The sequence below is a fragment of the Sphaerisporangium rufum genome, assembly GCF_016863395.1.
Classification (GTDB): domain Bacteria; phylum Actinomycetota; class Actinomycetes; order Streptosporangiales; family Streptosporangiaceae; genus Sphaerisporangium; species Sphaerisporangium rufum.
This window is the reverse complement of record NZ_BOOU01000054.1, coordinates 46,694-72,483: the sequence shown is the minus strand read 5'-3', so window position 1 is coordinate 72,483 and position 25,790 is coordinate 46,694. Positions and strand designations below refer to the sequence as shown.

Annotated in this window: 20 protein-coding genes and 1 pseudogene; 16 read left to right on the top strand and 5 right to left on the bottom strand. The window is 73.9% G+C overall.

Going from position 1 to position 25,790, the window contains the following annotated elements:
• Positions 1–69: 69 nt before the first annotated feature.
• Positions 70–1,446, bottom strand: a complete 1,377-nt coding sequence (locus Sru01_RS20010) for a TolB-like translocation protein (protein ID WP_203988751.1) — start codon at positions 1,444–1,446, stop codon at positions 70–72.
• Positions 1,443–1,946 (bottom strand): SigE family RNA polymerase sigma factor, encoded by a 504-nt coding sequence (locus Sru01_RS20005; protein ID WP_239137584.1) that lies wholly within the window; start codon positions 1,944–1,946, stop codon positions 1,443–1,445. The genes Sru01_RS20010 and Sru01_RS20005 overlap by 4 nt, the downstream gene beginning before the upstream one ends.
• 289 nt (positions 1,947–2,235) lie before the next feature.
• Between Sru01_RS20005 and Sru01_RS20000 the strand changes: the two genes are divergently transcribed.
• The 16 genes from Sru01_RS20000 to ettA all read left to right on the top strand — a co-directional run bounded on the left by Sru01_RS20000 (position 2,236) and on the right by ettA (position 22,341).
• A complete protein-coding gene (locus tag Sru01_RS20000; RefSeq protein ID WP_203988748.1) occupies positions 2,236–3,012 on the top strand; it encodes a (Fe-S)-binding protein in 777 nt (258 codons plus the stop codon).
• Positions 3,009–4,418 carry a lactate utilization protein B gene (locus tag Sru01_RS19995; protein WP_239137583.1) on the top strand — a complete coding sequence of 470 codons (1,410 nt, stop codon included), beginning with the start codon at positions 3,009–3,011 and terminating at the stop codon, positions 4,416–4,418. Before Sru01_RS20000 ends, Sru01_RS19995 begins: the two co-directional genes overlap by 4 nt.
• Positions 4,415–5,062: a LutC/YkgG family protein gene (locus tag Sru01_RS19990; protein WP_203988746.1), complete on the top strand. Its 648-nt coding sequence runs from the start codon at positions 4,415–4,417 to the stop codon at positions 5,060–5,062. Before Sru01_RS19995 ends, Sru01_RS19990 begins: the two co-directional genes overlap by 4 nt.
• Before the next feature lie 258 nt (positions 5,063–5,320).
• Positions 5,321–5,761: a hypothetical protein gene (locus Sru01_RS19985; RefSeq protein ID WP_203988743.1), complete on the top strand. Its 441-nt coding sequence runs from the start codon at positions 5,321–5,323 to the stop codon at positions 5,759–5,761.
• Positions 5,758–6,075 (top strand): winged helix-turn-helix domain-containing protein, encoded by a 318-nt coding sequence (locus Sru01_RS19980; protein WP_239137582.1) that lies wholly within the window; start codon positions 5,758–5,760, stop codon positions 6,073–6,075. Before Sru01_RS19985 ends, Sru01_RS19980 begins: the two co-directional genes overlap by 4 nt.
• Complete coding sequence (locus Sru01_RS19975) at positions 6,068–6,982, top strand: ABC transporter ATP-binding protein (RefSeq protein WP_203988741.1); 915 nt, start codon at positions 6,068–6,070, stop codon at positions 6,980–6,982. Before Sru01_RS19980 ends, Sru01_RS19975 begins: the two co-directional genes overlap by 8 nt.
• Entirely contained in the window at positions 6,979–8,151 is a 1,173-nt protein-coding gene (locus Sru01_RS19970; RefSeq protein WP_203988727.1) for an ABC transporter permease, read from the top strand. The genes Sru01_RS19975 and Sru01_RS19970 overlap by 4 nt, the downstream gene beginning before the upstream one ends.
• 173 nt (positions 8,152–8,324) lie before the next feature.
• On the top strand, positions 8,325–9,404 hold the full coding sequence (locus Sru01_RS19965) for a GNAT family N-acetyltransferase (RefSeq protein ID WP_203988725.1): 1,080 nt from the start codon (positions 8,325–8,327) through the stop codon (positions 9,402–9,404).
• A gap of 126 nt (positions 9,405–9,530) precedes the next feature.
• On the top strand, positions 9,531–10,547 hold the full coding sequence (locus Sru01_RS19960) for a sirohydrochlorin chelatase (protein ID WP_203988723.1): 1,017 nt from the start codon (positions 9,531–9,533) through the stop codon (positions 10,545–10,547).
• 4 nt (positions 10,548–10,551) lie between these two features.
• Entirely contained in the window at positions 10,552–11,718 is a 1,167-nt protein-coding gene (cobT, locus tag Sru01_RS19955; protein WP_203988721.1) for a nicotinate-nucleotide--dimethylbenzimidazole phosphoribosyltransferase, read from the top strand.
• A 281-nt stretch (positions 11,719–11,999) separates the two neighbouring features.
• Positions 12,000–13,235: a uroporphyrinogen-III C-methyltransferase gene (cobA, locus tag Sru01_RS19950; RefSeq protein ID WP_203988719.1), complete on the top strand. Its 1,236-nt coding sequence runs from the start codon at positions 12,000–12,002 to the stop codon at positions 13,233–13,235.
• Positions 13,232–16,354, top strand: coding sequence for a GTPase (locus tag Sru01_RS35740; RefSeq protein ID WP_239137581.1), 3,123 nt, complete (start codon positions 13,232–13,234; stop codon positions 16,352–16,354). The genes cobA and Sru01_RS35740 overlap by 4 nt, the downstream gene beginning before the upstream one ends.
• On the top strand, positions 16,351–17,991 hold the full coding sequence (locus Sru01_RS19940) for a GTP-binding protein (RefSeq protein ID WP_203988717.1): 1,641 nt from the start codon (positions 16,351–16,353) through the stop codon (positions 17,989–17,991). Before Sru01_RS35740 ends, Sru01_RS19940 begins: the two co-directional genes overlap by 4 nt.
• 113 nt (positions 17,992–18,104) lie before the next feature.
• On the top strand, positions 18,105–18,719 hold the full coding sequence (ssb, locus tag Sru01_RS19935; RefSeq protein WP_203988708.1) for a single-stranded DNA-binding protein: 615 nt from the start codon (positions 18,105–18,107) through the stop codon (positions 18,717–18,719).
• A gap of 643 nt (positions 18,720–19,362) precedes the next feature.
• Complete coding sequence (locus tag Sru01_RS19930) at positions 19,363–20,667, top strand: GGDEF domain-containing protein (RefSeq protein WP_203988705.1); 1,305 nt, start codon at positions 19,363–19,365, stop codon at positions 20,665–20,667.
• Between the two features lie 9 nt (positions 20,668–20,676).
• Positions 20,677–22,341, top strand: coding sequence for an energy-dependent translational throttle protein EttA (gene ettA / locus Sru01_RS19925; protein WP_203988702.1), 1,665 nt, complete (start codon positions 20,677–20,679; stop codon positions 22,339–22,341).
• A 135-nt stretch (positions 22,342–22,476) separates the two neighbouring features.
• On the opposite strand, the gene Sru01_RS19920 is transcribed toward ettA, so the two are convergent.
• The 3 genes and pseudogenes from Sru01_RS19920 to Sru01_RS19910 all read right to left on the bottom strand — a co-directional run bounded on the left by Sru01_RS19920 (position 22,477) and on the right by Sru01_RS19910 (position 25,469).
• Positions 22,477–24,018 carry a glycoside hydrolase family 13 protein gene (locus tag Sru01_RS19920; RefSeq protein ID WP_239137580.1) on the bottom strand — a complete coding sequence of 514 codons (1,542 nt, stop codon included), beginning with the start codon at positions 24,016–24,018 and terminating at the stop codon, positions 22,477–22,479.
• A 36-nt stretch (positions 24,019–24,054) separates the two neighbouring features.
• Positions 24,055–24,438: pseudogene (locus Sru01_RS19915) on the bottom strand (globin); the annotation flags it as partial.
• A gap of 14 nt (positions 24,439–24,452) precedes the next feature.
• Complete coding sequence (locus Sru01_RS19910; protein ID WP_203988700.1) at positions 24,453–25,469, bottom strand: mechanosensitive ion channel family protein; 1,017 nt, start codon at positions 25,467–25,469, stop codon at positions 24,453–24,455.
• Positions 25,470–25,790: the final 321 nt, after the last annotated feature.

Genomic DNA, 25,790 nt, shown 5'->3' with positions numbered 1-25,790 from the left:
TCTCGGTTCTTGGGGACCGTCTTCGCCGGGGACGTGGGCGGTGCGGGCCCCCGGCGAAGACCGCACCGGTCAGCGTGGCGGAGGGGGAGACATGGCGGTCAGGTCGAGCAGCCGGAACTCTTTGGCCGGCCCGGTGATCTCGACGTGGCACATGCCGCCCGCGGCTCCCCCCCGCACGTCCTCCGGATTCGTCTCCTTACCTTCCGGAGCCGGCCGGCAGATCTCGTTCGACTGCAGGGGGCCTGCCCGCCAGCCGGCGAAGGTGCCGTCCGGCGGCGAGGTGATGGCGACTCCGGTCAGGCCGGTCTGGAGTGTCCCGACGACGCTGCCCACCCCGGCGACGTCACCGGTGGCGAGGTCGTAGACCAGGCCGGAGAAGCGCTCGCCGCCGGCGGTCTCGACCAGGTCGCTCACCAGCAGGAACCGGCCCTGCCCGAGTTCGACGCCCCTTTCGAGGGTCGGTTCGGTCAACGGCTTCAACTCCGGGTCGTCCGGCCGGCCGATCACGATGCGGCCGCCGGCCCGGCCGAGGCACCGGTCCGGCGAGCACCGCAAGCCGGTCACCCCCGGGCGCGGGCGCAGGGCGCGCCGGGTGCCGCTCGCCAGGTCGACGAGCAGCGTCTGGTTCTCGTCGCCCAGCGAGGGCGTGGCCACGTCCGCCGCCCACGGCCAGGTGGTCAGGTGCAGGCCGTCCGTCCCGGCGAGCCGTTCGGGAGTGCCGCCGCCCAGCGGCACCCGGTAAACGCCGCCGGAGCGGGTCGACCAGACCAGGTGGTCACCGGCCTCCTGCAGGCGCTCCACGTCCTGATCCTTTCCGGTGAGCACGGCCACTGGCCGCTGTCTGCCACCGTCGCGCGGCATCGCCCACAGCTCGGTCCGTCGCCGCCGGTCGTAGGTGAACTCGCTCCGCCACGCGATATGCCGCTCGCCGGCGACGACGCCGGTGAAGGAACGCCGGATGCCCGGCGAGCTCAGCCGGGCGAACTCGGTACGGACGCCCGACGCGCTGTCGTAGACCTCCAGCCGATCCATCCGGTCCAGCGACGATTCGACACCGAGCAGCACGCGGGTGCGGTCGAGCACCGCCATGATCCGGTAGGGCCGGCCGTCCGCGGCGGTGGCGGGTACGGTCCTGATCGCCCCCGGCCACAGCTCCTCGGCCGGCCGGGCGTCCACCCGCCGGGGAGCGGGCACGGGGGGCGGCGAGCCGGATGCCAGATCCGGGCGGACCATGACCGTGAACCGGTCACCCACCGCGTGGATCGCCGCGGGAGCGGCCACTGCCACCGCGGCGACGGCGGCGGCCACGGCCAGCGTCGTCCGCCGCCGGGCCCGCCGCCGGCGACGGCGCCGGGCCAGTTCCGCGAACAGGCCGGCGGGTTCGGGTGCCGAGTCCGCAACGCGGTGCAGCACCTCGGTGAGGTCCGCTTCGGTACGCCGGCTCATCGCGTCCTCCTCGCCGTCAGTACGACTCCGTCCCGGGAGGTCAGCACCCGGAGTTTCCGTAGCGCCCGGAACGCCTGGCTGCGCACCGTCGCCGGGGTGACCCCCAGCATCCGGGCGATCTGCTCGTCGGAGCGGTCCTCGTAGTAGCGGAGCACGAGCACCGCCCGCTGCCGGCGTGGCAGGGCGCGGATCTCCGCCCACAGGCCCCCATCACCCGCCAGCCGCTCGTCCTGGTAGCCGGTCTCCGGGACGGCGTCCACCAGGCGTTCCCGCCGCCGGCGCCGCCACCAGCTGATGTGCTGGCGCACCATGATCGTCCGGACGTAGCCCTCCGGGTCGTCCTTGCGGCGCACCCGCGACCAGGCGTCACCCAGGCGGAGCAGGGCCTCCTGGACGAGATCGGCCGCGTCGTCGGGATCGCCGGTCAGCACGACCCCGTACCGGTACAGGGCGTGTCCTCTGGAGCGGACGAACTCCTCGAACTCCGCTGTGTCATCCACGTCCCAGGGACGTCCCTCCCGCATCCGCCGTTGCACGCGTCGCCGGAATTGTCGTCCCCCGTGCCGGGACCCCGGAGTCCCGCCGCCAGGACCAGGATCGCCCGGAGCGGCCTTGGAGAACCCGATCGGTCGCGGCCGGGACGCCGCGAACGGTGAACGTGGGCCACCTTCTCAGACCGGCAGGACGCCGGGCCGGGCGGGCCCGGATGATCGCGGTGAAGTAAGGTCGGCTCACGGTTCCCGCTCGTGGTTCGGCGGCGATGGCGCGGACCGGGTCCAGGGAGGTGCGGTGCGGGTCGGGCTGTTCGTCACCTGCGTGAACGACACGCTGTTCCCGGAGACGGGCAAGGCGGTGGTGACCCTGCTGCGCCGGCTCGGCTGCGAGGTCGACTTCCCGATGGCGCAGACCTGCTGCGGGCAGATGCACGTGAACACCGGCTACCGCGACGAGGGGGTGCGGCTGGCCCGCGGCTTCCTGGACGTCTTCGCCGGGTACCAGGCGGTGGTGGTGCCGTCCGGGTCGTGCGCCTCGATGATCCGCGAGCAGTACCCGAAGCTGGCGGCCGGGATGGGCGCGTCCCGGCCCGGTGCCTTCGCGAGCGCGCACGGCGGGCGCTCGCCGTTCGCCCGGGCGGTGGCCGAGGTGACGCCCCGGGTGTACGACCTGGCGGAGTTCCTGGTGGACGTGCTGGACCGCACCGACGTAGGCGCATATTTCCCGCACCGGGTGACGTATCACCCGACGTGTCACTCGCTGCGCGGCCTGCGGGCCGGCGACCGGCCGCTACGGCTGCTGCGCGCAGTGCGCGGCCTGGAGCTGGTCCCGCTGGCCGCCGCCGACGAGTGCTGCGGCTTCGGCGGCACCTTCGCGGTGAAGAACGCCGCCGTCTCGGCCGCCATGTGCGCCGACAAGGTGGCGAACGTGCTGAACACCGGCGCCGAGGTGCTGTGCGCGGCGGACAACTCCTGCCTGATGCACATCGGCGGCACGCTGGCCCGCCAGCGCGCCGGGGTCCGGGTGATGCACCTGGCCGAGATCCTGGCGCAGACGGAGGACGCCCGGTGAGCGGCACCTGGCTCGGCATGCCCGCGTTCCCGCGCAACGCCGAGGCGGCGCTGGGGAACTCCCGGCTGCGCGCCAACCTGCGCAAGGCCACGCACACCATCCGGGCGAGACGCGCGGCCGGCGTGGACGAGATGCCCGGCTGGGCGAAGCTGCGCGCGCGGGGCGCCGCCGTCAAGGACGCCGCGCTGCGCGACCTGGACAAGCACCTGCTGCGCGCCGAGGAGGCCGTCACCACCGCCGGCGGGCGCGTGCACTGGGCCGCGGACGCCGCCGAGGCCAACACCATCGTCACCGAGCTGGTCAAGGCGACCGGCCACCGCGAGGTGGTGAAGGTCAAGTCGATGGCCACCCAGGAGATCGGCCTGAACGAGGCCCTGGCCGCCGAGGGCATCACCGCCTACGAGACCGATCTGGCGGAGCTGATCGTCCAGCTCGGCGACGACCTGCCGTCGCACATCCTGGTGCCCGCCATCCACCGCGGCCGGGCGGAGATCCGGGAGATCTTCCGGGACCGGATGGCCGCCTGGGGCCGCCCGGCGCCGGACGGGCTGGGCGACGACCCGCGCGCGCTGGCCGAGGCCGCGCGGCTGCACCTGCGCGAGCGGTTCCTGGCCAGCAAGGTCGCCGTCTCCGGCGCCAACTTCCTGGTCGCCGAGACCGGCACCCTGGTCGTGCTGGAGTCGGAGGGCAACGGGCGGATGTGCCTGACGCTGCCCGAGACGCTGATCAGCGTGGTGGGCATCGAGAAGATCGTGCCCACCTGGCAGGACCTGGCGGTGTTCCTCGAACTGCTGCCACGCAGCTCCACCGGCGAGCGGATGAACCCCTACACCTCGATGTGGACCGGCGCCGCCGAGGGCCAGGAGTTCCACCTGGTGCTGCTGGACAACGGCCGTACCGGCGTGCTCGCCGACGAGATCGGCCGGCAGGCGCTGCGCTGCATCCGCTGCTCGGCCTGCCTGAACGTCTGCCCGGTGTACGAGCGGGCCGGCGGGCACGCGTACGGGTCGGTGTACCCGGGGCCGATCGGCGCCATCCTCACCCCGCAGCTGCGCGGCACCGCCACCCCGCTGGACGCCTCGCTGCCGTACGCCTCCAGCCTGTGCGGCGCGTGCTACGACGTGTGCCCGGTCGCCATCGACATCCCCGAGGTGCTGGTCCATCTGCGGGCCCGGGTGCCGCACCCGCCGGCCGAACGGGCCGGGCTGGCCGCGGCGGGCTGGCTGCTGGACCGGCCCGGCCGGCTGCGCGCGGCGCAGCGCCTGGCCGGCCGGCTGCGCGGGCTGGTGCCGCGCCGCCGGCTGCCCGGCCCGGGCGCGGCCTGGACCGACACCCGGGACGTGCCGCCGGTGCCCGCCGAGTCGTTCCGCGACTGGTGGCGCCGCACCGGAGGGGAGGACCGGTGACCGGGCGCGGTTCGCGCGAGCGCATCCTGGCTCGCATCCGGGCCGCGACGGCCGGCCTGCCGCCGGTGCCGGACGCCGCCGGGCCGCCGCCGGCGCCGCGGGAGCGTACCGAGGCGGAGATCGTCCGGACGGCCGAGCTGTTCGCCGCGCGGGTGCGCGATTACCGGGCCACGGTGCACCTGGTGGCGCCCGGCGGGGTGCCGGCCGCGGTGGCGGGGGCGCTGGCCGGGCGCGGCGCCCGCCGGGTCGTGCGGCCGGGCGGGTTGCCGGTGGAGTGGCCGGCGGGCGACGGGGTGGAGTTCCTGGCCGACGAGCCGCCGCTCACCGCCGCCGAGCTGGACGCGGCGGACGGCGTGCTCACCGGCTGCGCGGCCGCGGTCGCCGAGACCGGCACCATCGTGCTGGACGCGGGCGCCGGCCAGGGCCGCCGGGCGCTCACCCTGCTGCCCGACTACCACCTGTGCGTGGTGCGGGCCGGCCAGATCGTGCCCGGCGTGCCGGAGGTGCTCGGCCGGCTGGACCCGGCGCGCCCGCTCACCTGGATCAGCGGGCCGTCGGCGACCAGCGACATCGAGCTGGACCGGGTGGAGGGCGTGCACGGCCCGCGCACCCTGGAAGTGATCGTGGAGCTGCCGGCCGTCTGACGCCGCGATCGTCGCCGGCGGCGACGACGATTCCCTGCCCGTCTGCCGTGCCCGTCTGCCATACCCGCCGGCCCGCCATGGCCGGTGGTCCGGTCACCGTGTCCCCGCACGCCTTCGCCCCGATGAAGCCGGTGGCCGGCGCGCCCGTCCCGCCGGAGCCGGGACTCCGGCGATGCCCTCAATGGGACCAGCGGGCAACAACTTGAATGGGAGTTGAGTACTTGCTACTCTTTCCACGAGTTGAACGGGAGGGTGACGATGGACGACCACGACCTGAGCGCGGACCAGGCGCTGCGGGAGATCGGCCGGATGCGCCGGGAGGTGCGGCGCTCGGAGAACTGGGCCGGCCGGCTCTTCCTGGTGGCCGGCCTGGCGGTGATCCTTTACTGGACGGCGATGTTCCTGCTGCCCGACCCGGCCCCCGCCATCGCCGCCGTGCTGTGGGTCGCGCTGACCGGCGCCTCGTTCGTCTACGCCGTCCGGCAGGGAGTGCAGGGTGCCGAGTACCGGCGGCTGGAGTGGCCGGTGACGTTCGCCTGGCTCGCGACGATGGTGGGTGCGGTGCTCTTCGGCGGGTTCCTGCTGCCGGACGAGCCCGCCGGCTGGTGGGTGGCGGCCGCGCTGGCGGTGGCGCTGTGCACCGCCGTCCCGCCGCTGTGGGCGGCGTGGTGGCTGCTCCGGCGGAAAGCGGAGCGGTGAGCGGCAACGGCTCCCACCCCCGGCACGCGCTGGACCCGATGATCCACACTCCGGTCCGCCTGTCGATCATGGCGGCGCTGGCCGCCGCGGACAAGGTGGAGTTCCGCTTCCTGCGCGACACCATCGAGGTCAGCGACTCGCTGCTGTCCAAGCACATGCTGACGCTGGAGGAGTCGGGCTACGTCCGCGTCGAGAAGGCCTTCGTCGGCAAGAAGCCGGGCACCTGGTACTTCCTCACCCCTACCGGCCGCGAGGCCTTCCAGGCGTACGTCGCCACACTCGAGAAGATCATGAAAGGAACCCCCGATGCTTGAGATAGACGGTCTCCGTAAGCGGTACGGAGACCTGGTGGCGCTGGACGGCGCCGGCTTCACCGTGCGCCCCGGCGAGATGTTCGGCTTCGTCGGGGCCAACGGAGCGGGCAAGACCACCACCATGCGCATCGTGATGGGCGTGCTCGAGGCGGACGGCGGTGCGGTGCGCTGGCAGGGCGAGCCCGTGGGGTTCGCCACCCGCCGCCGGTTCGGCTACATGCCCGAAGAGCGCGGCCTGTACGCGAAGATGCGGGTCGCCGAGCAGATCGAGTACTTCGGCCGGCTGGCCGGCATGTCCCCGGCCGAGGCGCGGTCCTCGGCGGACGAGCTGATCGAGCGCCTCACCCTCACCGAGCGGCGCGACGACGAGGTGGCCGGCCTGTCGCTGGGCAACCAGCAGCGGGTGCAGCTCGCGGTCGCCCTGGTCCACCGGCCGGAGCTGCTCGTCCTGGACGAGCCGTTCTCCGGCCTCGACCCCATCGCGGTCGACGCGCTGGCCGGGGTGCTCGCCGAGCGCACCGCCGCCGGGGTTCCGGTGGTGTTCTCCAGCCACCAGCTCGACCTGGTCGAGCGGCTGTGCGACTCGATCGGCATCATCAAGGCCGGCCGGATGGTGGCCGGCGGCACGGTGGCCGAGCTGCGGGCCCGCGAGTCGCGCAAGCTGCTGCACATCGTGGTCACCGGCGCCGCGCCGGGCTGGACCGACCGGCTGCCGGGCGAGATCGTCTCCAAGACCGACCGGCCGCCCGCCGGCGAGTCCGCCGAGACCGCCCGGTACGACGAGGTGGTCCTGGTGCCGTCCGACGACCAGGAGGCGCTGCGGGTCGCCGGGCAGGCCGGCCAGGTCCAGCACTTCGGCTGGCAGCGTCCGTCGCTGACCGAGATCTTCCGGGAGGTCGTCGCGTGAACGCCATTCTGCTCATCGCCCGCCGCGAGATCGGCGTCCGCGGCCGGACCAAGGGCTTCCGCTACGGGATGCTGGTCACCGTCGCGCTGGTGGTGGTCCTCGCCGCGCTGCCGAAGATCCTCGGCGGCGGCGACGACTACACCGTCGGTCTGGCCGGGCAGCGGGCCGACCGGCTGCAGGCCGCGCTGGCGGCACAGGACGCCCAGGCCGACGATCTGACCGTCAAGGTGAAGAAGTACGCCGGCACCGCCGCCGCCCGCAAGGCGGTCGCCGCGGGCGAGGTCGAGGCGGCCATCGTGGACGACACCACCGTGATCTCCAAGACGACGGTCGGCAGCGGGCTGTCGGTGCTGCTCGACACCGCCCACCGGATCGCCGCGACCGAGGCGAACCTGGCCGCGGCCGGGCTCGACCCCGCCAAGGTGGCCCAGGCCCAGCAGGTCGCCCCGCTCACCGAGCAGGCGCTGGAGGGGTCCGGCGAGCAGGCCGCCATCCGCCAGGGCATCGCGCTGGTCATCGTGGTGGTGCTGTTCATGCTGCTCATCCAGATCTGCACCTGGGTGGCGATGGGCGTGGTCGAGGAGAAGGGCAGCCGGATCGTGGAGATCCTGCTCACCTCGGTCCGGCCGTGGCAGCTGCTGGCCGGCAAGATCATCGGACTGGGGGTGCTCGGTCTGTCGCAACTGATCGCCATCGCGGTGACCGGCCTGGTGGCGGCCCAGGTGTCCGGCTCGATACCGGAGCTGCCGGACGGCACCTACGCGCTGATGGCCCGGGTCGTGCTGTGGTTCGTGCTCGGCTACGCCTTCTACGGCGCCATGTTCGCCGCGATCGCCTCGCTGGTGTCCCGCCAGGAGGACGTCAGCGGCGTCCTCACCCCGGCCACCATGACCATGATGGTCGGCTACCTGGTCGGCTTTCTGGCGGTGCGCGAGCCGGACGGCGCGCTGGCCCACGTGCTGTCGATCGTCCCGCCGTTCTCCGCCATGGTCATGCCGGTCCGCTCGGCGGTCAGCGACGTCCCGCTGTGGGAGACCGGTCTGGCCATCGGGCTCATGGTGCTCGCCGCGGCGGGCATCCTGGCGCTCGGCGGCACGGTCTACCGCCGCGCCGTGCTGCGCACCGGCGCCCGGGTTCGGTGGCGGGAGGTCCTGCGGGCGGCCTCCTGACCGGGGCGCCACCGAGCCTGGTGGGACGCGGGTGACACCTGTTCACCCGCGTCCCGCCTCGGTGCCCACCAGTACGGCCGGTCAGGTTGCGCCGGCACCCCCAAGTGCGATGAGGTGATGTGTCTGCACGAGGGGGGAAGGCATTGCCGGGATTTTCGGAGAACTTGACGGTCGTGACCAAGCGGATGACGCTCCGGCCCTTCGGCCCCCGCGACGCCGCCCAGGCCCGCGCGATCATCGAGGCGGGGGTCGAGGTGCTCCCGCCGGGCGCCCCGGGCCACGTGTCCGGCATCTCCCAGTGGCTCTCCTACGGGGTGCACGAGCTGTGGCGCTCCGGCCAGGGCGTCAACCTGGCGATGGAGGAGGGCGGCACGATCGTCGGCGCCCTCAGCCTGTTCCGCACCGTGTGGGGGGCGGGCACCAGCGAGGTCGGCTACGGCGTCCACCCCGCGCACCGTGGCCGCGGCCTCGCGCCCGAGGCGGTCACCGGGCTCGCCGAATGGGCGCTCACCGAAGGCGGCCTGCGGCGGATCGAACTGCGCGCCAACCTGGACAACACCGCGTCGCTGCGGGTGGCGGAGAAGGCCGGCTTCACCCGGGAAGGGGTGCTGCGCGGCGGCGGCTTCGAGCACGACGGCCCGCACGACCTGGTCATCTTCGGGCTGCTGGCCGCCGACCTGGACGCGGGCCCGCCCACCGTGCACGCCCGCGGATTCGGCACCGGGGTCCGCCTGGAGAGCGAGCGCCTGCTGCTGCGTCCGTTCGACGCCGCCGACACCGACGACGCGCTGGCCGCCGTCGAGGGGGACGCGGAGATCCACCGCTGGATGCCCTGGGCCGAGGGGTACGACCGGCAGCGCTCCTACGACTGGTGCACCAGATACGCCCACGTCGACCCGGTCAGCGGGCTGCAGTTCGCCATCGAGGCCAAGGAGGACGGCCGGCTGGCCGGCTCGATCGGCGTGCAGCGGGCCGACTGGGAGCGCGGCGACGTCGAGCTCGGCTATTGGATGGCCGCCTGGGCCCGCCGGCGCGGCTTCGCCACCGAGGCGACCCGGGCGGTCACCACGTTCCTCATGATGCGCGGCTTCCACCGGGTCACCCTGCTGGCGGCGGTGGGCAACACGGCCAGCCAGGGGGTCGCCCGCCGGGCGGGCTTCACCGAGGAGGGGGTGCTGCGCCGCGCGCTGCCCGTCCCCGGCGGGTTCTCCGACGCGGTGCTGTTCAGCATGCTCAAGGACGAGGCGGGCTGAGGTGACCCGCGCGGGCCGCCCGCCCTCAGGTCAAGGCCTGGCCAAGGAAATGTTTACCGGTGGCCGGGTCCGGATATCCTCGCCACCCGGCCATCATATCCGCAGGTCAACGTATCGGAGATCCATATGAAGCCGCCGCTCCTGCTCATCGGGCACGGCGCCCACGACGACACCGGCACCGCCGAGTTCGGCCGGTTCGTCCACCGGCTGCGCTGCCGGCTGGACCAGGTGGTGGCCGACGTGTCCGGCGGGTTCGTCGCCCGGGGCCGGCCCACGGTCGCGGCCTCGGTCGGCTCCCTGGTCGCGCGCGGACACCACCGCCTGGTGGCGGTGGCCCTCACCCTGTGCGACGGTGAGGACGTCGTCGCCTCCCTGGCGGGCGAGGAACGCGCCCACCCGGCGCTGACCTGCGTGGACGGCGGCGACCTGGCCGCCGCGCCCCGGGTGCTCGCCCTGATGGCCGAGCGCCTGGCCGACGCCCTGGCCGAGATGCCGCGGCTGGCCGCGGTGCCGGCGGCCGGCGATCCCGCCGACCCGCCGCGCGAGCCGGTGGGCCCCGCCGAGACCGCCGTGGTGCTGGTCGGGCACGGCTCGGCCGATCCGGCGGCCAACGCCGAGGTGCACCGGGTGTCCCGGGTCTTCTGGGAGACGCACGCCCCGGGACTCCTCACCGTCGAGACCGCCTACGTCGCCGGTGCGCCGCCGAGCGTGGCCCAGGGCATCGAACGCTGCCGCCGCCTCGGCGCCCGCCGGGTCGTCGTGCTGCCCTACCTGCTGTTCGCCGGCGGGGTGCTGGAACGCATCTGGGCCGAGGCGCTCGCCTACGCCGCCGGGCACACCGAGCTGGACGTGCGCTGCGCCGACGTGGTGGGCGACTGCGAGGGCCTGGCCGACCTGGTCATCGAGCGGTACGAGAAGACGCTGCGCGACGCCGAGCCGGTCACCGCCGAGCGCCTTCCCGAGGATGAGACGCTGGAACTGGCCGATGGCCTCGACGACCTCGACGGCCTCGACGGCATGGCCGATTGGCCGCTGGACGAGGCGGAGAGCGCACGGCCGGAGCGGAGGCTGTCGCTCGGTGGCGGGGGCTCGGTGCGCCGCCTGTACCCGGGCGGCACCGCGCTGGCCGACGGGCTGGTGTGACCGGATGGGGCTGCTGGACGGCACGCTGGCGGGCATCCGGCCGGCGGACGCCGCCGCCATGGCGCTCGCCCGGGAACGCCAGGACCGGCTGACCAAGCCGCCCGGCTCGCTCGGCGTCCTGGAGGACATCGGGGTCCGGCTGGCCGGCGCCGCCGCCGCCTGCCCGCCCCCGATGCCCGGGCCCGCCGCGCTGGCCATCTTCGCCGCCGACCACGGCGTGCACGCCCAGGGCGTCACGCCGTGGCCGCAGGAGGTCACCGCCCAGATGGTCGCCAACTTCCTGGCCGGCGGCGCGGTGGCCAACGCCTTCGCCGCGCAGGTGGGCGCGACGGTGACCGTGGTGGACGTCGGGGTCGCCGCCGACCTGCCGGCCGCTCCCGGGCTGGTCTCCCGGAAGATCGCCCGCGGCACCGCCGACCTGTCCCGCGGGCCGGCCATGACCGCCGACCAGGCCGTCGCGGCGGTCGAAGCGGGTATCACCGTCGGTCTGGACCTGGTGGCGCGGGGTGCGGGCTGCCTGCTCACCGGAGACATGGGCATCGCCAACACCACCGCGTCGGCCGCCCTGATCTGCGCGTTCACCGGCAGCGACCCCGAGCGCGCCACCGGCGCGGGCACCGGGGTGGACGCCGCGGGCCTGGCCCGCAAGGTGGGCGTCGTCCGGCGTGCCCTGGAGGTGAACGGCCTGACCGGCGGGGCGCCGGGGCCGGTCGACCCGGTCCGGGTGCTGGCCGCCGTCGGCGGCCTGGAGCACGCGGCGATCGCCGGGTTCGTGCTCGCCGCGGCGGCGTCCCGGGTCCCGGTCATCCTGGACGGGGTGATAGCCGGCGCGGCGGCACTGGCCGCCGCGGCGCTGGCGCCCGACTGCGTCGGCTACTGCGTCGCCGGGCACCGGTCGGCCGAGCCCGGGCACGCCGTCGCGCTGCGTCACCTGGGCCTGCGCCCGCTGGTGGAGCTTGACCTGCGGCTCGGCGAGGGCACCGGTGCCCTGCTGGCCTATCCTCTGGTCGGTGCGGCGGCCAGGGTGCTGCGCGAGGTCGCCACGTTCGACTCGGCCGGCGTCACCGACAAGAACGCGGCCGGCACCGAGCACGCGGGCGGCGTGATCGGCGAGGGCGCGGCCGGCGTCACCGGTGCGGACTCCGCGGCGGGCGCCGTCCCGCCGGGGTAGGGGCCGGCCGGGGCGGTGCGGAACCGTGACCTGTGCCGGTGCCCGGGTGGCCGCCACCGCAGCCGGGTCAGAGTAAATTGTGACGTTCTGCTGCTAAGCCTGATTGGACCCGATGTGGCACGTCTGTGCGCGCGAAGCGGCAAGCCCGCCGCGCCGGCCGCCGGTGCCGGCCCGGCCGGGTCACCGCGGCCGGGATCCGGTGTCCGGCATCGCGGAGGCGCTGTAGGTTTGCTGCACGGACAACGGGTTTCGCTTCGTCCCGGGAAAGGGAAAACCGTCCCATGTCGTCGCCCTACCTGCTCGGCCTCCGCCTCGACGGCAGGCGCGTACTCGTCGTCGGCGGCGGGCGCGTGGCCCAGCGCAGGGTCCCCGCACTGCTCGCCGCCGGTGCGTCGGTCGTTCTGGTGTCCCCCTCGGTCACGCCCGCGCTGGACGATCTCATCGGGGCCGGCCAGGTGACCTGGGAGCGCCGTGGATACCTGCTCGGCGACTGCGACGGTGCCTGGCTGGTGCAGGTCTGCACCGACGACCGGCAGGTCAACGCGGCGGTCGCGGCCGAGGCCGAGGCCAAGCGCGTCTGGTGCGTGCGCGCCGACGACCGGGACGCCTCCGCCGCCTGGACGCCCGCCTCCGGCCGGGTGGACGAGATCAGCGTCGCGGTCACCGCCGGCGGTGACCCGCGCCGGGCCGCCGGGGTGCGCGACGCCGTGGTGGATGCGCTGCGCGACGGCACGCTCGCCGCGCGCCGCGAGCGCAGCCGGCCGGTCGGGGTCGCCCTGGTGGGCGGCGGGCCGGGCGATCCCGGTCTGATCACCGTGCGCGGCCGGCAGCTGCTGGCCCAGGCGGACGTGGTCATCGCCGACCGGCTCGCGCCGCGCGCCCTGCTGGACGAGCTGGCCCCCGACGTGGAGCTGATCGACGCCGCCAAGATCCCCTACGGCCGTTATCTGGCGCAGGAGCGCATCAACGAGCTGCTGGTCGAGCACGCGCGGCGCGGCAAGTTCGTCGTGCGGCTGAAGGGCGGCGACCCGTTCGTCTTCGGGCGGGGCGGCGAGGAGATGCTGGCGTGCGCGCGGGCCGGGGTGCCGGTCACCGTGGTCCCGGGGGTGACCAGCGCGGTCGCGGTGCCCGGTGCCGCCGGCGTGCCGGTCACCCATCGCGGGGTGAGCCAGGAGTTCCACGTCATCTCGGTGCACGTGGCGCCGGACGATCCGCGCTCGACCGTCGACTGGACGGCACTGGCACGCGCGCAGGGCACGCTGGTGCTGCTGATGGCCGTCGAACGAATCGCCGCAATCGCCGACAGACTGCAACGAGACGGACGTTCGCCGGAAACCCCCGTAATAGTGGTACAGGACGGTACCCTTCCGACCCAGCGAGTTCTGTACGCCGACCTTGCCACGGTGGCGGAGCGCGTGAGCGCCGCTGGGACGCGGCCCCCGGCGATCGTGGTCGTCGGTGACGTCGTCAGGGTCGGCCAGGAGATCGAGATGGTGCGAACGGAGCGGGTCCCGTGAACCCGGCTGCCGGGAAGACGGAGCGCGCCGATGGGCACACCGAGCAGTCGGGTGACGCGGTGATCGAGGGCGGGCACGTCCCGGAGAGTCCCGGGGAACAGACGATGGCCTTCCCGGCGATCCGCCCGGACGACGGCCCGCGCCCGTTCGCCGGCGGGCCGGCCGCCGGGCCGGATCCGCGCGGGGAGACCGCCCCGGATACCGGCGGCCGGCTGGACGCCGCCGCCGAGGCGGGCCCGGCCGAACCGGCGTTCCGCTCGTTCTGGGAGCCCCCCGTCGCGCCCGGCGGTACCGGCTCCGGCGGCCCGGCGGCCGCGCCCGAGCCGTCCACGGAACCCGCCGGAGAGTCCGCCGCGGACCGGCCCGGGAAGCCCGCCGAGGAACTGGCCGCGGACGCCGCCGAGAATGCCGCCGTGGACGCGGTCGAGAACGCTGCCGGGGAGACCGCCGAAGAGCCCGCCAAGGACGTGGCCGAGGATGCCGCCGAGGAGCCCGCCGAGGCGGCTTCCGCGGACGGCATCGTCGACGGTGCCGCCGGCGGTCCCGTCGACGATGCCGCGCACGACCCCGCGGATCGCGCGGCGGACGGCGCCTCGGGCGAGGTCTGGGCGCGGCCCGCGGTGTCCTTCGACGCGACCCGCACCGGGTCCGAGACGCCGGACGCCGGGGACGCGGAGAAGGCCTGGCCTGGAGGCGAGGCGGACATCGCGGCCGCCGAGCCCGCCGGCATCGGTTCCGCCACGGCGGATTCCGGCGCCGCGGAGAGCCACGAAGACCCCGATACCGGACACCAGCCCGCCAGAACCGCAGGAGTCGCCGGCGACGCCGGGGCTGCGGGGGACGTCGGGGCCGCGGGGCACGATGACGGCGGCGAGGTCGCCGGCGCCGGAGAGGCCGCCACCCGAGACTACGGGACCGAAGGCGCTCAGGTCTCTCGCGCCCCCGCCGGAGAGACCTCCGGAGACACGGCCGGAGACACCGGTGCGAACACCGCCGGAGCCGGTACGGGTGCCCGAGACCAAGACGATCAGGCGCGGGTCGGTGCCGGGGGCGGGGACGGTGCCGCCGGAACCGTGCAGGAGGCCGGCGAGCCCGTCTCGCGAGACGCCGGTGAGCCTGCGGCTGCCGAGGCGGATGGCGGAGAGGCCGTCGCGCGGGACGCCGGTGCCGGGGCGGCCGCGACCGTGCAGGAGGCGGGCGAGCCCGTCTCGCGGAACGCCGGTGAGCCTGCGGCTGCCGAGGCGGAAGGCGGCGAGGAGGCCGGCGAGCCCGCAGCTACCGAGGAGGAGGGCGGCCAGGCCGCCCCGGGCGATGCCGGAGACGAGGCCGGCGGAACCGGACAGGAGGGCCGCGACGAGGAAGGCGGCGAGGACGAGCAGGGCGAGGAAGCCGGGGACGAGGTCTTCGACGCCTTCCGGCGGGTACGCGAGGTGCCGCTGCCCAAACCGGTCTCCCGGGCGCTCACCAACGCGCTCGCCGGCCTTAAGGACGCGGTGACCGGCCTGCGGCTCGGACTGGACGTGCCCGGCGTCGAGGAGGCCCGCAAGGCGCAGCGGGAGATCCTCGCCCAGCTGGCCGACTACGTCGTCCCGCGCGTGCACATGAGCACCGCGCCGGCCCTGGTGGTCTTCGCCGGGTCCACCGGCGCCGGCAAGTCGACCCTGGTGAACACGCTCGCCAACGCCAAGGTCAGCGCGACCGGGGTGCGCCGGCCCACCACCGGTACTCCCGTGCTCACCTGCCACCCCGACGACCTGGAGTGGTACGTCCGGGACAACGTGCTCGGCGGCATGATCCGGCTGGACCGCCCGGTGCCGGACGCCGGGCTGGACGGTCTCGTCCTGGCGCCCAGCGAGCGGCTCCCTCCCGGGGTGGCGCTGCTGGACACGCCGGACATCGACTCGGTGGTGGAGGCCCACCACGACATCGCCCGGCGGATGCTCGACGCCGCCGACCTGTGGGTGTTCGTCACCACGGCCGCCCGCTACGCCGACGCGCCGGCGTGGGCCCTCTTACGGCGTGCCAAGGAGCGCGGTGCCCGCCTGGCCATCGTGCTGTCGCGCGTGCCGGCCAGGTCCCGCGAGATCATCGACGCGCACTTCGCCCGGATGCTGCACGAGTACGGCCTGGGGGAGGTGGACCGGTTCGTCATCGACGAGTCCGCAGTCACCGACGGGCGGCTCGCCGAGGACAAGGTGACCGAGCTGCGCCTGTGGCTGACGGAGCTGTCGGTCGACGACCAGCGGCGCGAGCAGGCGGTGCAGGCCACCCTGGACGGCGTGCTCAACAGCTTCCGCGTCCGGGTGCCCGCGCTGGCCCGGCACCTGGAGGCCCAGGTCGCGGTGCGCGCCGAGCTGCGCACCGACGTGGACGCGGCCTACATGGCGGCGATGGCCGGCATCGACGCGGCGCTGAACGACGGCTCGCTGCTGCGCGGCGAGGTGCTCGCCCGGTGGCAGGACTTCGCCGGGTCGGGCGACATGATGAAGACGCTGCACCTGCGGCGGCCCGGCCGCGCCGGAGGCAAGGGCGCGCAGCAGGCCCCGGCCCGGCTGCGGGCCCTGCGCACGGCGCTGCGCTCGGGCATCGAAGCCATGATCGTCTCGGCCGGGCAGCGGGCCGCCGAGGAGGCGGTCGCCCGGTGGCGGCAGCGCGAGGGCGTGGGCGGCCGGCTCGCCGCCGTCCCGGGGCTCGGCAGCTCGTCGGAGGAGTTCGCCCGCCGGGTCGACCGCACGGTCGGCGCCTGGCAGGAGCACCTGGTCACCCTGGTGAATTCCGGGGGCGTCGCCAAGCGCGCCGTGGCCAGGCTGGTCGCCTTCGACGAGGAGGCGCTCTCGCTGGTGCTCATCGTCGGCATGCTCGGGTACGAGAACTCCGACGTGGCCGCCTCCTCCGGCACCGCGACCCTGCCCGAGCGCCTGCTGCGCGGCGTGCTCGGCGCCGAGGCGCTGCGCAGCATCGGAGCCCGGGCCCGCAGCGACCTGCGGGCACGCGTCAGTGTGCTCTTCGACGAGGAGACCATGAGATACGTCCATGTGCTCGACGAGGCCGGCATTCCCGACGAAGCCGCGGCCAAGCGCCTCTACCAGGCCGGATACCACCTCGAGGTCGCCCGATGAGCGTCAGCGGGCTGCGCGCCGACACCCGCGGGGACCTCGGGGCCCGGCTTTCCGCCCTGGCCCGGGTCGTCGAGCTCGGCCGGGGGCGGGTGGACCCCGAGCCGCTCGCGGAGGGCGGCCGGCTGCTGATCCGCGCCGGCGACCGCCTGAAGCTGTCCGGCGAGCACACCGTGGTGGCCCTGGCCGGCGGCACCGGCAGCGGCAAGTCGTCGCTGTTCAACCGGATCTCCGGGCTGGAGCTGTCCCCGACGGGCGTGCGCCGGCCGACCACCGCGCGCACGCACGCCTGCGTGTGGGGCCTGGACGGTGCCGGCCCGCTGCTGGACTGGCTGCAGGTGCAGTGGCGCCACCGGTTCGCCCGGGCCAGCGCGCTGGACCGCGGCGAGAGCCAGTTGCACGGGCTGATCCTGCTGGACCTGCCCGATCACGACTCGATCCGCGCGCTCACCGATCACGAGGCGGACCGGCTGATCCAGGTGGCCGACGTGATCGTGTGGGTGCTGGACCCGCAGAAGTACGCCGACGCCGCGACGCACCGCACCTACGTCGCGGAGCTGGCCGGGCACGAGAGCGTCACCGTATTCGCGCTCAACCAGGCCGACAAGCTCGCCCCGGAGGAACTGGCCGAGTGCGTCGTCGACCTCTCCGACCTCCTCAAGCGCGAGGGGGTGCAGCAGCCGCGCATCGTGCCCACCTCCGCGGTCACCGGCCGCGGCGTCAACAGCCTCAAGAGCGTGCTGGCCGATTCGGTGGCCACCCGGCGGGCCGCCCTGCAGCGCCTTTCGGCCGACCTGGACCGGGTGATGGCCAGGCTGCTCACCAGGATGCCGGCACCCGACGCCATGGCCGTCCAGCCGACCGTCGACCTGGCCCGGCAGGAGGGGCTGACCGACGCGCTGTGCGACGCGGTCGGCGTGCCCGCCGTCGGGGAGGCGATGGAGAACGTCTACGGCGCCCGCTCGGTCGACTGGGTCGGCTGGCCGTGGGCCCGCTGGGCGGCGCGGCTGCGGTCCGATCCGCTGAGCAGCCTGCGCCTGGGCGATCTGCGCGAGGAGATCAGGGCCGTGACGGCGGCCTCGGTCAAGGCCCAGCCGGCCGAGGTGGAGAACGCGGTGCAGGCGATGGCCGACGGGCTGTCGGCCGGTATGCCGGACGCCTGGGCGCAGGGCGTGCGGGACGCCGCCCGGTCCGGGCTGGGGACGCTGCCCGCTCGCCTGTCGGACGAGCTGGCCGAGACCGCGCCGCGCCTGGACCGGGTGCCGGGCTGGTGGCGGCTGCTGAAGATCTGGCAGTACCTGCTGGTCGGTCTGTTCGCCGCGGGGGTCGCCTGGGCCGGGGCGATCCTGGCCTTCGGGGTCTTCGGGGCCGGCCAGGCGCCGGCCGAGCTGCTCGGTGACGTGTCCGCGCTGCCCTGGCTGGGCCTGATCATGGTCAGCGTGCTGGGGCTGGGGGCGCTGTCGGCGGTGGCCAGCCGCAACTTCGTGGTGCTCGGCGCGGGCGCCGAACGTGACCGGCTGGAACGGGAGATGCGCCGCCGGATCGCCGCGGTGGCCAAGGACATGGTCATCGTGCCGGTCGAGGCGGAGCTGCGCCGCTACAACGACTTCTTCGCCGCCCTGCTCGCGGCGCGTCGCTGAGCGGACACGTTATCCACAGAATCGCGTTCTGTGTCAGCTGGGCGCGGTGGTGGACGGCAGGCTCTTCCCCGTGCCGGCGGTGACCGCCCGCCGGCCGGTCACGGGAGAAGACGATGAACGACATCTACATCACGGTGCTCGGCAATGTCGCCGCCGATCCGCGGCGCCATTCCTTCGCGGACGGATCGTCGGCCACGTCCCTGCGGGTCGCCTCGACCCGGCGCGTGTTCGACCGCGCCACGCAGTCCTGGCAGGACGGCGAGACCACGTTCTACACCGTCCGCTGCTACCGCTCGCTGGCGGAGAACGTCGCCCGGTCGGTCCGGCTCGGGCATCCGGTGGTGGTGCATGGCCGGCTGCGCATCCGCTCCTACGAGCGCGACGGGCAGCGGCGACTGGCCGCCGAGGTGGAGGCGGCGTCGGTGGGGCACGACCTGAGACGCGGGGTGACCGGGTTCCAGAAGGCGCATCGGGGCGCGCATCCGCCGGTGCCCGGGTCGGCCGTCCGGTTCGACGACGGCCCGGAGGGCGGCTCGCCGGCCGGTCGTTCCTGGTCACCGGTGTCCGGAGCGGCCGAGCCGGCGGCCGCACCCGACGAGGCGCTCGATGTGCCGCCCGGCGATGACGCGCACGCGACGTCACCTGACGCGCTGCCGGGCCGGGCCGCAGAGCTACCGGGCCGGGCGCGGGCGGAGGCCGGTCCACCGTCCACGTCGCTCGCCGCCTGAGCCCGCCAGACGCCCAAGCGGTTCGCGGCCCGGGCTGCACCATGCCCGGGCTGCACCATGCCCGGGCCGCCCAAGCGCTGGGCCGCCCAAGCGCTGGGCCGCCCAAGCGCTGGGTCGCCGAAGCGCTGGGTCGCCGAAGCGCTGGGTTGTCTGAACGCTTAGTTGTCTGGACGCTGAGTCGTCCAGGCCCGGGTCTTCTGGGTCCTGGCTCGCTCCGCGTCCGGCTCGCCCTGCGTCCTGGCTCGCTCTGTCCCGGATCGGCCTGCGTTCCGGATCGGCCTGCGCACGGGACGCCCGGGTCGCCCTGGTCGCCCTGGTTTCGCCGGGGCGATCCGCTCGTCGCGCCGGCCGCCGGCGGGCCCGCTCGGGCGAGGCGCCGCCGGTTCCAGCCCGCCGGCCTGCATCATTGCCCTAGGCATGGCCCGGCGACCGCGGGTCCGCCGATCACCCGATGACGCGGTCGCGAGGTGGTCGATACCGGGCCGGACGAGTGCGCATCTGCCGCCGGGGGCGGGCGGGAGGAACTTCGAGGTGGTGATTCCTCTCGCGAGTCACACAGTCTGCGACTATTGTATTACACATCGTGAGCGTAGAGTCGATGCCAGCGCACCTGTCCCGATGGATGTGAGCGTAGGGGGATGTGATGACAGCGCCCGGTGAAATCGCGGTGGAGCCCCGCGGCGGCGTGCTCTCGCTGGCCGACCGCTGGCCACTGCTGGCCCTGCCCACCCCCTTGGCGCTCTACCTGTGTGGCACGGTCGGGTTCGCCGCCGGGGCGGCGGGTTTCCTCGCCACCTCGACCGGGTTCCGCTGGTCCGACCTGATCACCTTCATCGCGCTGACCGCCTGCGGCGCGGTGTGCATCGAGGCGACCCGGCGGCTGGGCATGCCGGCGGGCGTCTCCCGGGACCTGCTCTCCGCCTGGTGGCTGCCGGTCGCTTTATTGCTGCCACCGGTCTACGCCCTGCTGGCGCCGCTGCCGCTGCAGTTCCTGCTGCAGATCCGGGTCCGGGCGACCGTGCTGTACCGGCGGGTGTTCAGCGCCGCGGCGATCGGCCTGTCCGCGGCGGTGGCCTCCACGGTCTTCCACGCCGGAGTGGGCGATCCGGGCGGCTATTCGTTCGGCTCGGGCACGGCGATCGCGCTCGCCGTCGGATGCGCCGTGCTGTTCACGGTGCTCAACACCGCGCTGATCGCCATCGCGGCGCACATGGCCGATCCGGAGACCCCGTGGCGTGACGTGCTGTGGGACCGCGAGCGCGTCCTGCTGGACGTGGTGGAGCTGTGCCTCGGGGTCCTGGTGGCCATCGCCTGCGGGCTCAGCCTGCTGCTGCTGGCGCTCACCCTTCCCCCGGTGGTGCTGCTGCAGCGCAGCCTGCTGCACGCCCAGCTCAAGGCGGCCGCCCGCACCGACGCCAAGACCGGCCTGCTGAACGCGACCGCCTGGCAGCGGGAGGCGGACACCGAGATCGTCCGCGCCCGCCGCACCGGGGAGACCCTCGCGCTGCTCATCGTGGACATCGACCACTTCAAGCGGGTGAACGACAGCTACGGCCACCTGGTCGGCGACCAGGTGCTCGCGGGCGTCGCCACCGCGCTGCGCAGCCAGCTGCGCGACTACGACGTGGTGGGCAGGTTCGGCGGGGAGGAGTTCGTGGTGCTGCTGCCGCGGGCCGACGTCGCCGAGGCCCGCCGGGTCGCCGAGCGGCTGCGGTCGAGGGTGGGCCGGATGGCCATCCCGGTCGACGACGCGATGATCACGGTGACCATCTCCGCCGGCGTCGCCATCATGAGCCTGCACGGCGACGATCTGATCGAGTTGCTGGCCGCCGCCGACCTGGCGCTCTACCGGGCGAAAGAGCTCGGCCGCGACCGGGTCTGCCTTCCGGCCGCCCCCGCGGCGTCCCGCCGGGTGCGAGAGGACGAGCCGGACTGCGGGATCCCCTAGTCTTAGGACATGCCCGAGTACATCTACACCATGCAGCGCGTCCGCAAGGCGCACGGTGACAAGGTCATCCTCGATGACGTCACCCTGCATTTCCTGCCCGGTGCCAAGATCGGTGTGCTGGGCCCCAACGGCACCGGCAAGTCGACCCTGCTGCGCATGATGGCCGGCCTGGAACAGCCGTCCAACGGCGACGCCCGGCTGATGCCCGGGTTCAGCGTCGGCATGCTGCAGCAGGAGCCGCCGCTCAACGAGTCCAAGACCGTGCTCGGCAACGTCCAGGAGGGCGTCGCCGAGACCCTCGCCATGCGCGCCCGGTACGAAGAGATCGCCGAGCTGATGGCGACGGACTACAGCGACGCGCTGCTCGACGAGATGGGCAAGCTGCAGGAGGTGCTGGAGCACCGCAACGGCTGGGACATCGACAGCCAACTGGAGCAGGCGATGGACGCCCTGCGCTGCCCGCCGCCCGAGGCCGAGGTCACCAAGCTCTCCGGTGGCGAGCGCCGCCGCGTCGCACTGTGCAAGCTGCTGCTGGAGCAGCCCGACCTGCTGCTGCTCGACGAGCCGACCAACCACCTCGACGCCGAGAGCGTCCAGTGGCTGGAGCAGCACCTGGAGAAGTATCCGGGCACCGTCCTGGCCGTCACCCACGACCGGTACTTCCTGGACAACGTGGCGACGTGGATCCTGGAGCTGGACCGCGGCCGCTGCTTCCCCTACGAGGGCAACTACTCCACCTACCTGGAGCAGAAGGCCGCCCGCCTCAAGGTCGAGGGCCAGAAGGACGCCAAGCGCAAGAAGCGCCTGGAGGACGAGCTGGAGTGGGTGCGGTCCAACGCCCGGGCCCGCCAGACCAAGAGCCGGGCCCGGCTGCAGCGGTACGAGGAGATGGCCGCCGAAGCCGACAAGTACCGCAAGCTCGACTTCGAGGAGATCCAGATCCCGCCGGGCCCGCGCCTGGGCACCACGGTGATCCGGGCGGCCGGCCTGACCAAGGGCTTCGGCGACCGCGTGCTCATGGACGGGCTCTCCTTCGACCTGCCCCGGAACGGCATCGTCGGTGTGATCGGCCCGAACGGCGTCGGCAAGACCACGATGTTCCGTATGATCATGAAGGACGAGGTGCCGGACGCCGGGGAGATCACGATCGGTGACACGGTCCAGATCTCCTACGTCGACCAGGGGCGCGGCAACATCGACCCCAAGAAGAACGTCTGGGAGGTCGTCTCCGACGGGCTGGACCACATCAAGGTCGGCCACGTGGAGATGCCGTCCCGCGCCTACATCGCGGCGTTCGGGTTCAAGGGGCCGGACCAGCAGAAGCCGGCCGGCATCCTGTCCGGCGGCGAGCGCAACCGGCTCAACCTCGCGCTCACCCTCAAGCAGGGCGGCAACGTCCTGCTGCTCGACGAGCCGACCAACGACCTGGACACCGAGACGCTGTCCAGCCTGGAGAACGCCCTGCTGGAGTTCCCGGGCTGTGCGGTGATCACCTCGCACGACCGGTGGTTCCTGGACCGCATCGCCACGCACATCCTCGCCTGGGAGGGCGGGTCGAACTGGTTCTGGTTCGAGGGCAACTTCGCCGACTACGAGAAGAACAAGATCGACCGGCTCGGCCCGGACGCGGCGCGCCCGCACCGCGTCACCTACCGCAAGCTCACCCGCGAGTGACCCGCCGCCGATCGGCGCCCCCGCCCGGCCGGTGGTGAGCGCCGATCGGCGCGGCGACCGGTCCCCGGTACGGCCCGGCGCCGGGCCCGCCGCCTCGACCCCGGTCGCCCGTTCCGGCGGCCGGGGTCGCGCGCGTCACGCGGTGCGCAGCCAGACGCCGGTGTCCGGCGCGAGCACGCTCTCGTCCGGCGGGCCGCTGGAGATCAGCACGCCGCCGTGCGCGGGCAGCGGTACCGCCTCCACTCCACAATTGATCATGCAGGTCAGCTCGCCCCGGACGAACAGCAGCGCGTCGCCGGGCGCCTGCTGCCAGGACACCGCGTCGGGCAGCGTGGCGCGCAGCGACCGGCGCAGCGCCAGCACCCGCCGGTAGAAGGCCAGCGTGGAGTCCGGGTCGCCGGCCTGGCGCTCGGCGCTCAGCTCCGCCCACGCCGCCGGCTGCGGCAGCCACGGGCGGGTGCCCTCCGGGGCGAACCCGTACGGCTCACCGGTGCCGGACCAGGGGATCGGCACCCGGCAGCCGTCCCGGCCGGGCAACTCGCCGCCAGAGCGGGCGAAGATCGGGTCCTGTCGCGCCTCCGCCGGGATGTCGGTCACCTCCGGCAGGCCCAGTTCCTCGCCCTGGTACAGGTAGGCCGAGCCGGGCAGCGCCAGCATGGCGAGCAGCGCGGCCCGGCCGCGGGCCAGCCCGGTGCGCGGGTCGGGCGCCCCCTCCCCATACCGGGTGACGTGCCGCACCACGTCGTGGTTGGACAGCACCCAGGTGGGCGCGGTCACCGCGGCGAGCGTATCATCGATGATCTTGCGGAACGCGGTGGCCGACCAGGGTGCCTCCAGCCAGGCGAAGTTGAAGCTCTGGTGCAGCTCGTCCGGGCGGACGTACAAGGCGAGGTCCTCGGCGCTGTCGGTCCATACCTCGCCCACCGCGGCCCTGTCGCCGGGGTAGGAGTCGAGCACCTTGCGCCACTCGCGGTAGACCTCGTGCACCTCCGGCTGGCTCCAGATGGGGGAGCGGGACTGGAACCCCGAGTCGGCGGGCGGCACGTCCGGCAGGTCGGCGTCCTTGTACAGGCCCATCGCCACGTCGATGCGGAAGCCGTCCACCCCGCGGTCCAGCCAGAACCGCAGGATGTCCAGGAATTCCTCCTGCACCGCGGGGTTGCGCCAGTTGAAGTCCGGCTGCTCGGGCGCGAACAGGTGGAGGTACCACTGGCCGTCCGGCGCCTGGGTCCACGCCGGGCCGCTGAACACCGACGTCCAGTTGTTCGGCGGCGCGTCGCCGTCCCGGAAGATGTACCGGTCGCGTTCGGGGCTGCCCGGCGGGGCGGCCAGCGCGGCCTGGAACCAGGGGTGCGCCGAGGAGCTGTGGTTGGGCACCACGTCGACCATCACCCGCAGCCCGTGGGCGTGCGCGTCGGTCACCAGGGCGTCGAAGTCGGCCAGCGTGCCGAACAGCGGATCGACGCCGCGGTAGTCGGCCACGTCGTAGCCGCCGTCGGCCATGGGAGACGGTTGGAAGGGGGTCAGCCAGACCGCGTCCACGCCGAGCTCCGCCAGGTAGGGCAGGCGTGCACGGATCCCCTGGAGGTCGCCGACGCCGTCTCCGGAGGCGTCGGCGAAGCTGCGTACATAGATCTCGTAAATGACGGCGTCACGCCACCAAGGGGAATCTTTCACATGTCCTTGGCTGCCCGCCGATCCGCCGGGTTATGCGTTGACGAGGCTGTGCGCGGCGTAGACCAGGTAGTTCCACAGCCTGGTCTCCTGCTCGGCGGGCAGGGCCAGCGAGTCGACCGCGTCGCGCATGTGGCGCAGCCAGGCGTCCCGCTCGGCCTCGCCGATCACGAACGGCACGTGCCGCATGCGCAGCCGGGGATGGCCGCGCTGCTCGCTGTAGGTCTTCGGCCCGCCCCAGTACTGGACCAGGAACATGCGCAGCCGGCCCTCGGCGGCGGTCAGGTCTTCCTCGGGGTAGAGCGGGCGGAGCACGGGGTCATCGGCGACGCCCTGGTAGAACCGGTGCACCAGGCGGTCGAAGGCCTCCATGCCGCCGACGGCGTCGTAGAAGGACTCGGGTTCTGCGGGAGTAGCGGACACGGGCTCCAGCCTACTCAGACCCCGGCGAGCGCGACGCCCGCGCGGTCCAGTGCCCTCTTCACCCGGTAGCGGAGCTCGCGGGCGACCTCGGCCTGGTGGGTCGGCACGGTCTTGGCGGTGATCCGGAAGATGACCGCCTTGTCGGAGATCTGCTCCAGACCGTACACCTGAGGCTCCTCCACGATGGCGACGTCCCGCAGGTTCTGGTCCAGCCAGAGCTCGTCGGCCACCTCCTTGAGCAGGTCGCGCACGGCATTGGTGTCGGCCTCGTAGGGCACCGGCACGTCGACAAGCGCCCGCGCCCACCCCTGCGAGTCGTTGCCGATCCGGGTGATGGTGCCGTTGCGGACGTACCACACCCGGCCGTCGGCGTCGCGCAGCCGGGTGATGCGCAGGGTGACCGCCTCGACGGTGCCGACGGCGGCGCCGGTGTCGATCAGGTCGCCGACGCCGTACTGGTCCTCCATCAGCATGAACATGCCCGCGATGAAGTCCTTGACCAGCTCCTGGGCGCCGAAGCCGACCGCGACGCCGATGATGCCGACGCTGGTCAGCACCGGTGCCAGGTTGATGCCGAACCGGCCGAGGATCATGAGCGACGCGGTGCCGAGGACGACGACCGAGACCAGGCTGCTCAGCACCGAGCCGAGCGTCTCGGCACGCTGCCGGCGCCGCTCGGTGAGCACCGCCGCGGTGCCGCCGTCCATCGCGGCGGCGGCGGTCGCCCGCATCCGCAGCCGGTCCGGCATGACGCCGTCGGCGGCCCGGCGGATCACCCGGCCGATGAGCCGGCGCAGCAGCGCCCGGACGAACAGGGCGACCGCCGCGATCAGCACCAGGCTGATCAGCCAGGCCAGCGGCGACGCCCAGGTGACGGGCAGCCAGTTCAGCAGCACCGCGCAGACGACGTCGTCGTTGCCGCCGCTGTTGCACATGCCCAGCGCGCCGTCGATCGCGCCCTGCGAGAGTTCGGTCAGCGGGCTGAGCCCGGGGGTCGGCGTGGGCGTTGGGTCGAGGACGGGCAGGAACACGGGTTGAAGATCCCCTTCGGGTCGGAACGGGTCGGCCGGCGAAGACCATTATCGGTGCTTGACCGTGATGTAACGGCACTTGACCTCAAGCGGATTCGCCGGCCGGCCCGGCCGCCGTCACTTTTCGCCGGGGAAGACGGGAGTGTCCGGGCCCGGGGCCGCGAAGGGCGGGCCTGGTCACCCCGGTGACGGACGGCACGGCGCGGGACACGCACCCGGAAGCGAGTCCCGCACCGATTCCGATCGGGTCTCCCCGATCAGCCGCCGGCCCGGAAGGAGGTTCCGGGCCGGCGGCCGTTCATGTGGCCGGGCCGCGCGGGC

What these genes read in the sequence shown, in the direction of transcription:
- ettA (WP_203988702.1), top strand. Translation starts at nt 20,677, where the DNA reads ATGCCCGAGTACATCTACACCATGCAGCGCGTCCGCAAGGCGCACGGT.
- Sru01_RS19985 (WP_203988743.1), top strand. Translation starts at nt 5,321, where the DNA reads ATGGACGACCACGACCTGAGCGCGGACCAGGCGCTGCGGGAGATCGGC.
- Sru01_RS19960 (WP_203988723.1), top strand. Translation starts at nt 9,531, where the DNA reads ATGAAGCCGCCGCTCCTGCTCATCGGGCACGGCGCCCACGACGACACC.
- ssb (WP_203988708.1), top strand. Translation starts at nt 18,105, where the DNA reads ATGAACGACATCTACATCACGGTGCTCGGCAATGTCGCCGCCGATCCG.
- Sru01_RS19940 (WP_203988717.1), top strand. Translation starts at nt 16,351, where the DNA reads ATGAGCGTCAGCGGGCTGCGCGCCGACACCCGCGGGGACCTCGGGGCC.
- cobA (WP_203988719.1), top strand. Translation starts at nt 12,000, where the DNA reads ATGTCGTCGCCCTACCTGCTCGGCCTCCGCCTCGACGGCAGGCGCGTA.
- Sru01_RS19930 (WP_203988705.1), top strand. Translation starts at nt 19,363, where the DNA reads ATGACAGCGCCCGGTGAAATCGCGGTGGAGCCCCGCGGCGGCGTGCTC.
- cobT (WP_203988721.1), top strand. Translation starts at nt 10,552, where the DNA reads ATGGGGCTGCTGGACGGCACGCTGGCGGGCATCCGGCCGGCGGACGCC.
- Sru01_RS20010 (WP_203988751.1), bottom strand. Translation starts at nt 1,446, where the DNA reads ATGAGCCGGCGTACCGAAGCGGACCTCACCGAGGTGCTGCACCGCGTT.
- Sru01_RS19975 (WP_203988741.1), top strand. Translation starts at nt 6,068, where the DNA reads ATGCTTGAGATAGACGGTCTCCGTAAGCGGTACGGAGACCTGGTGGCG.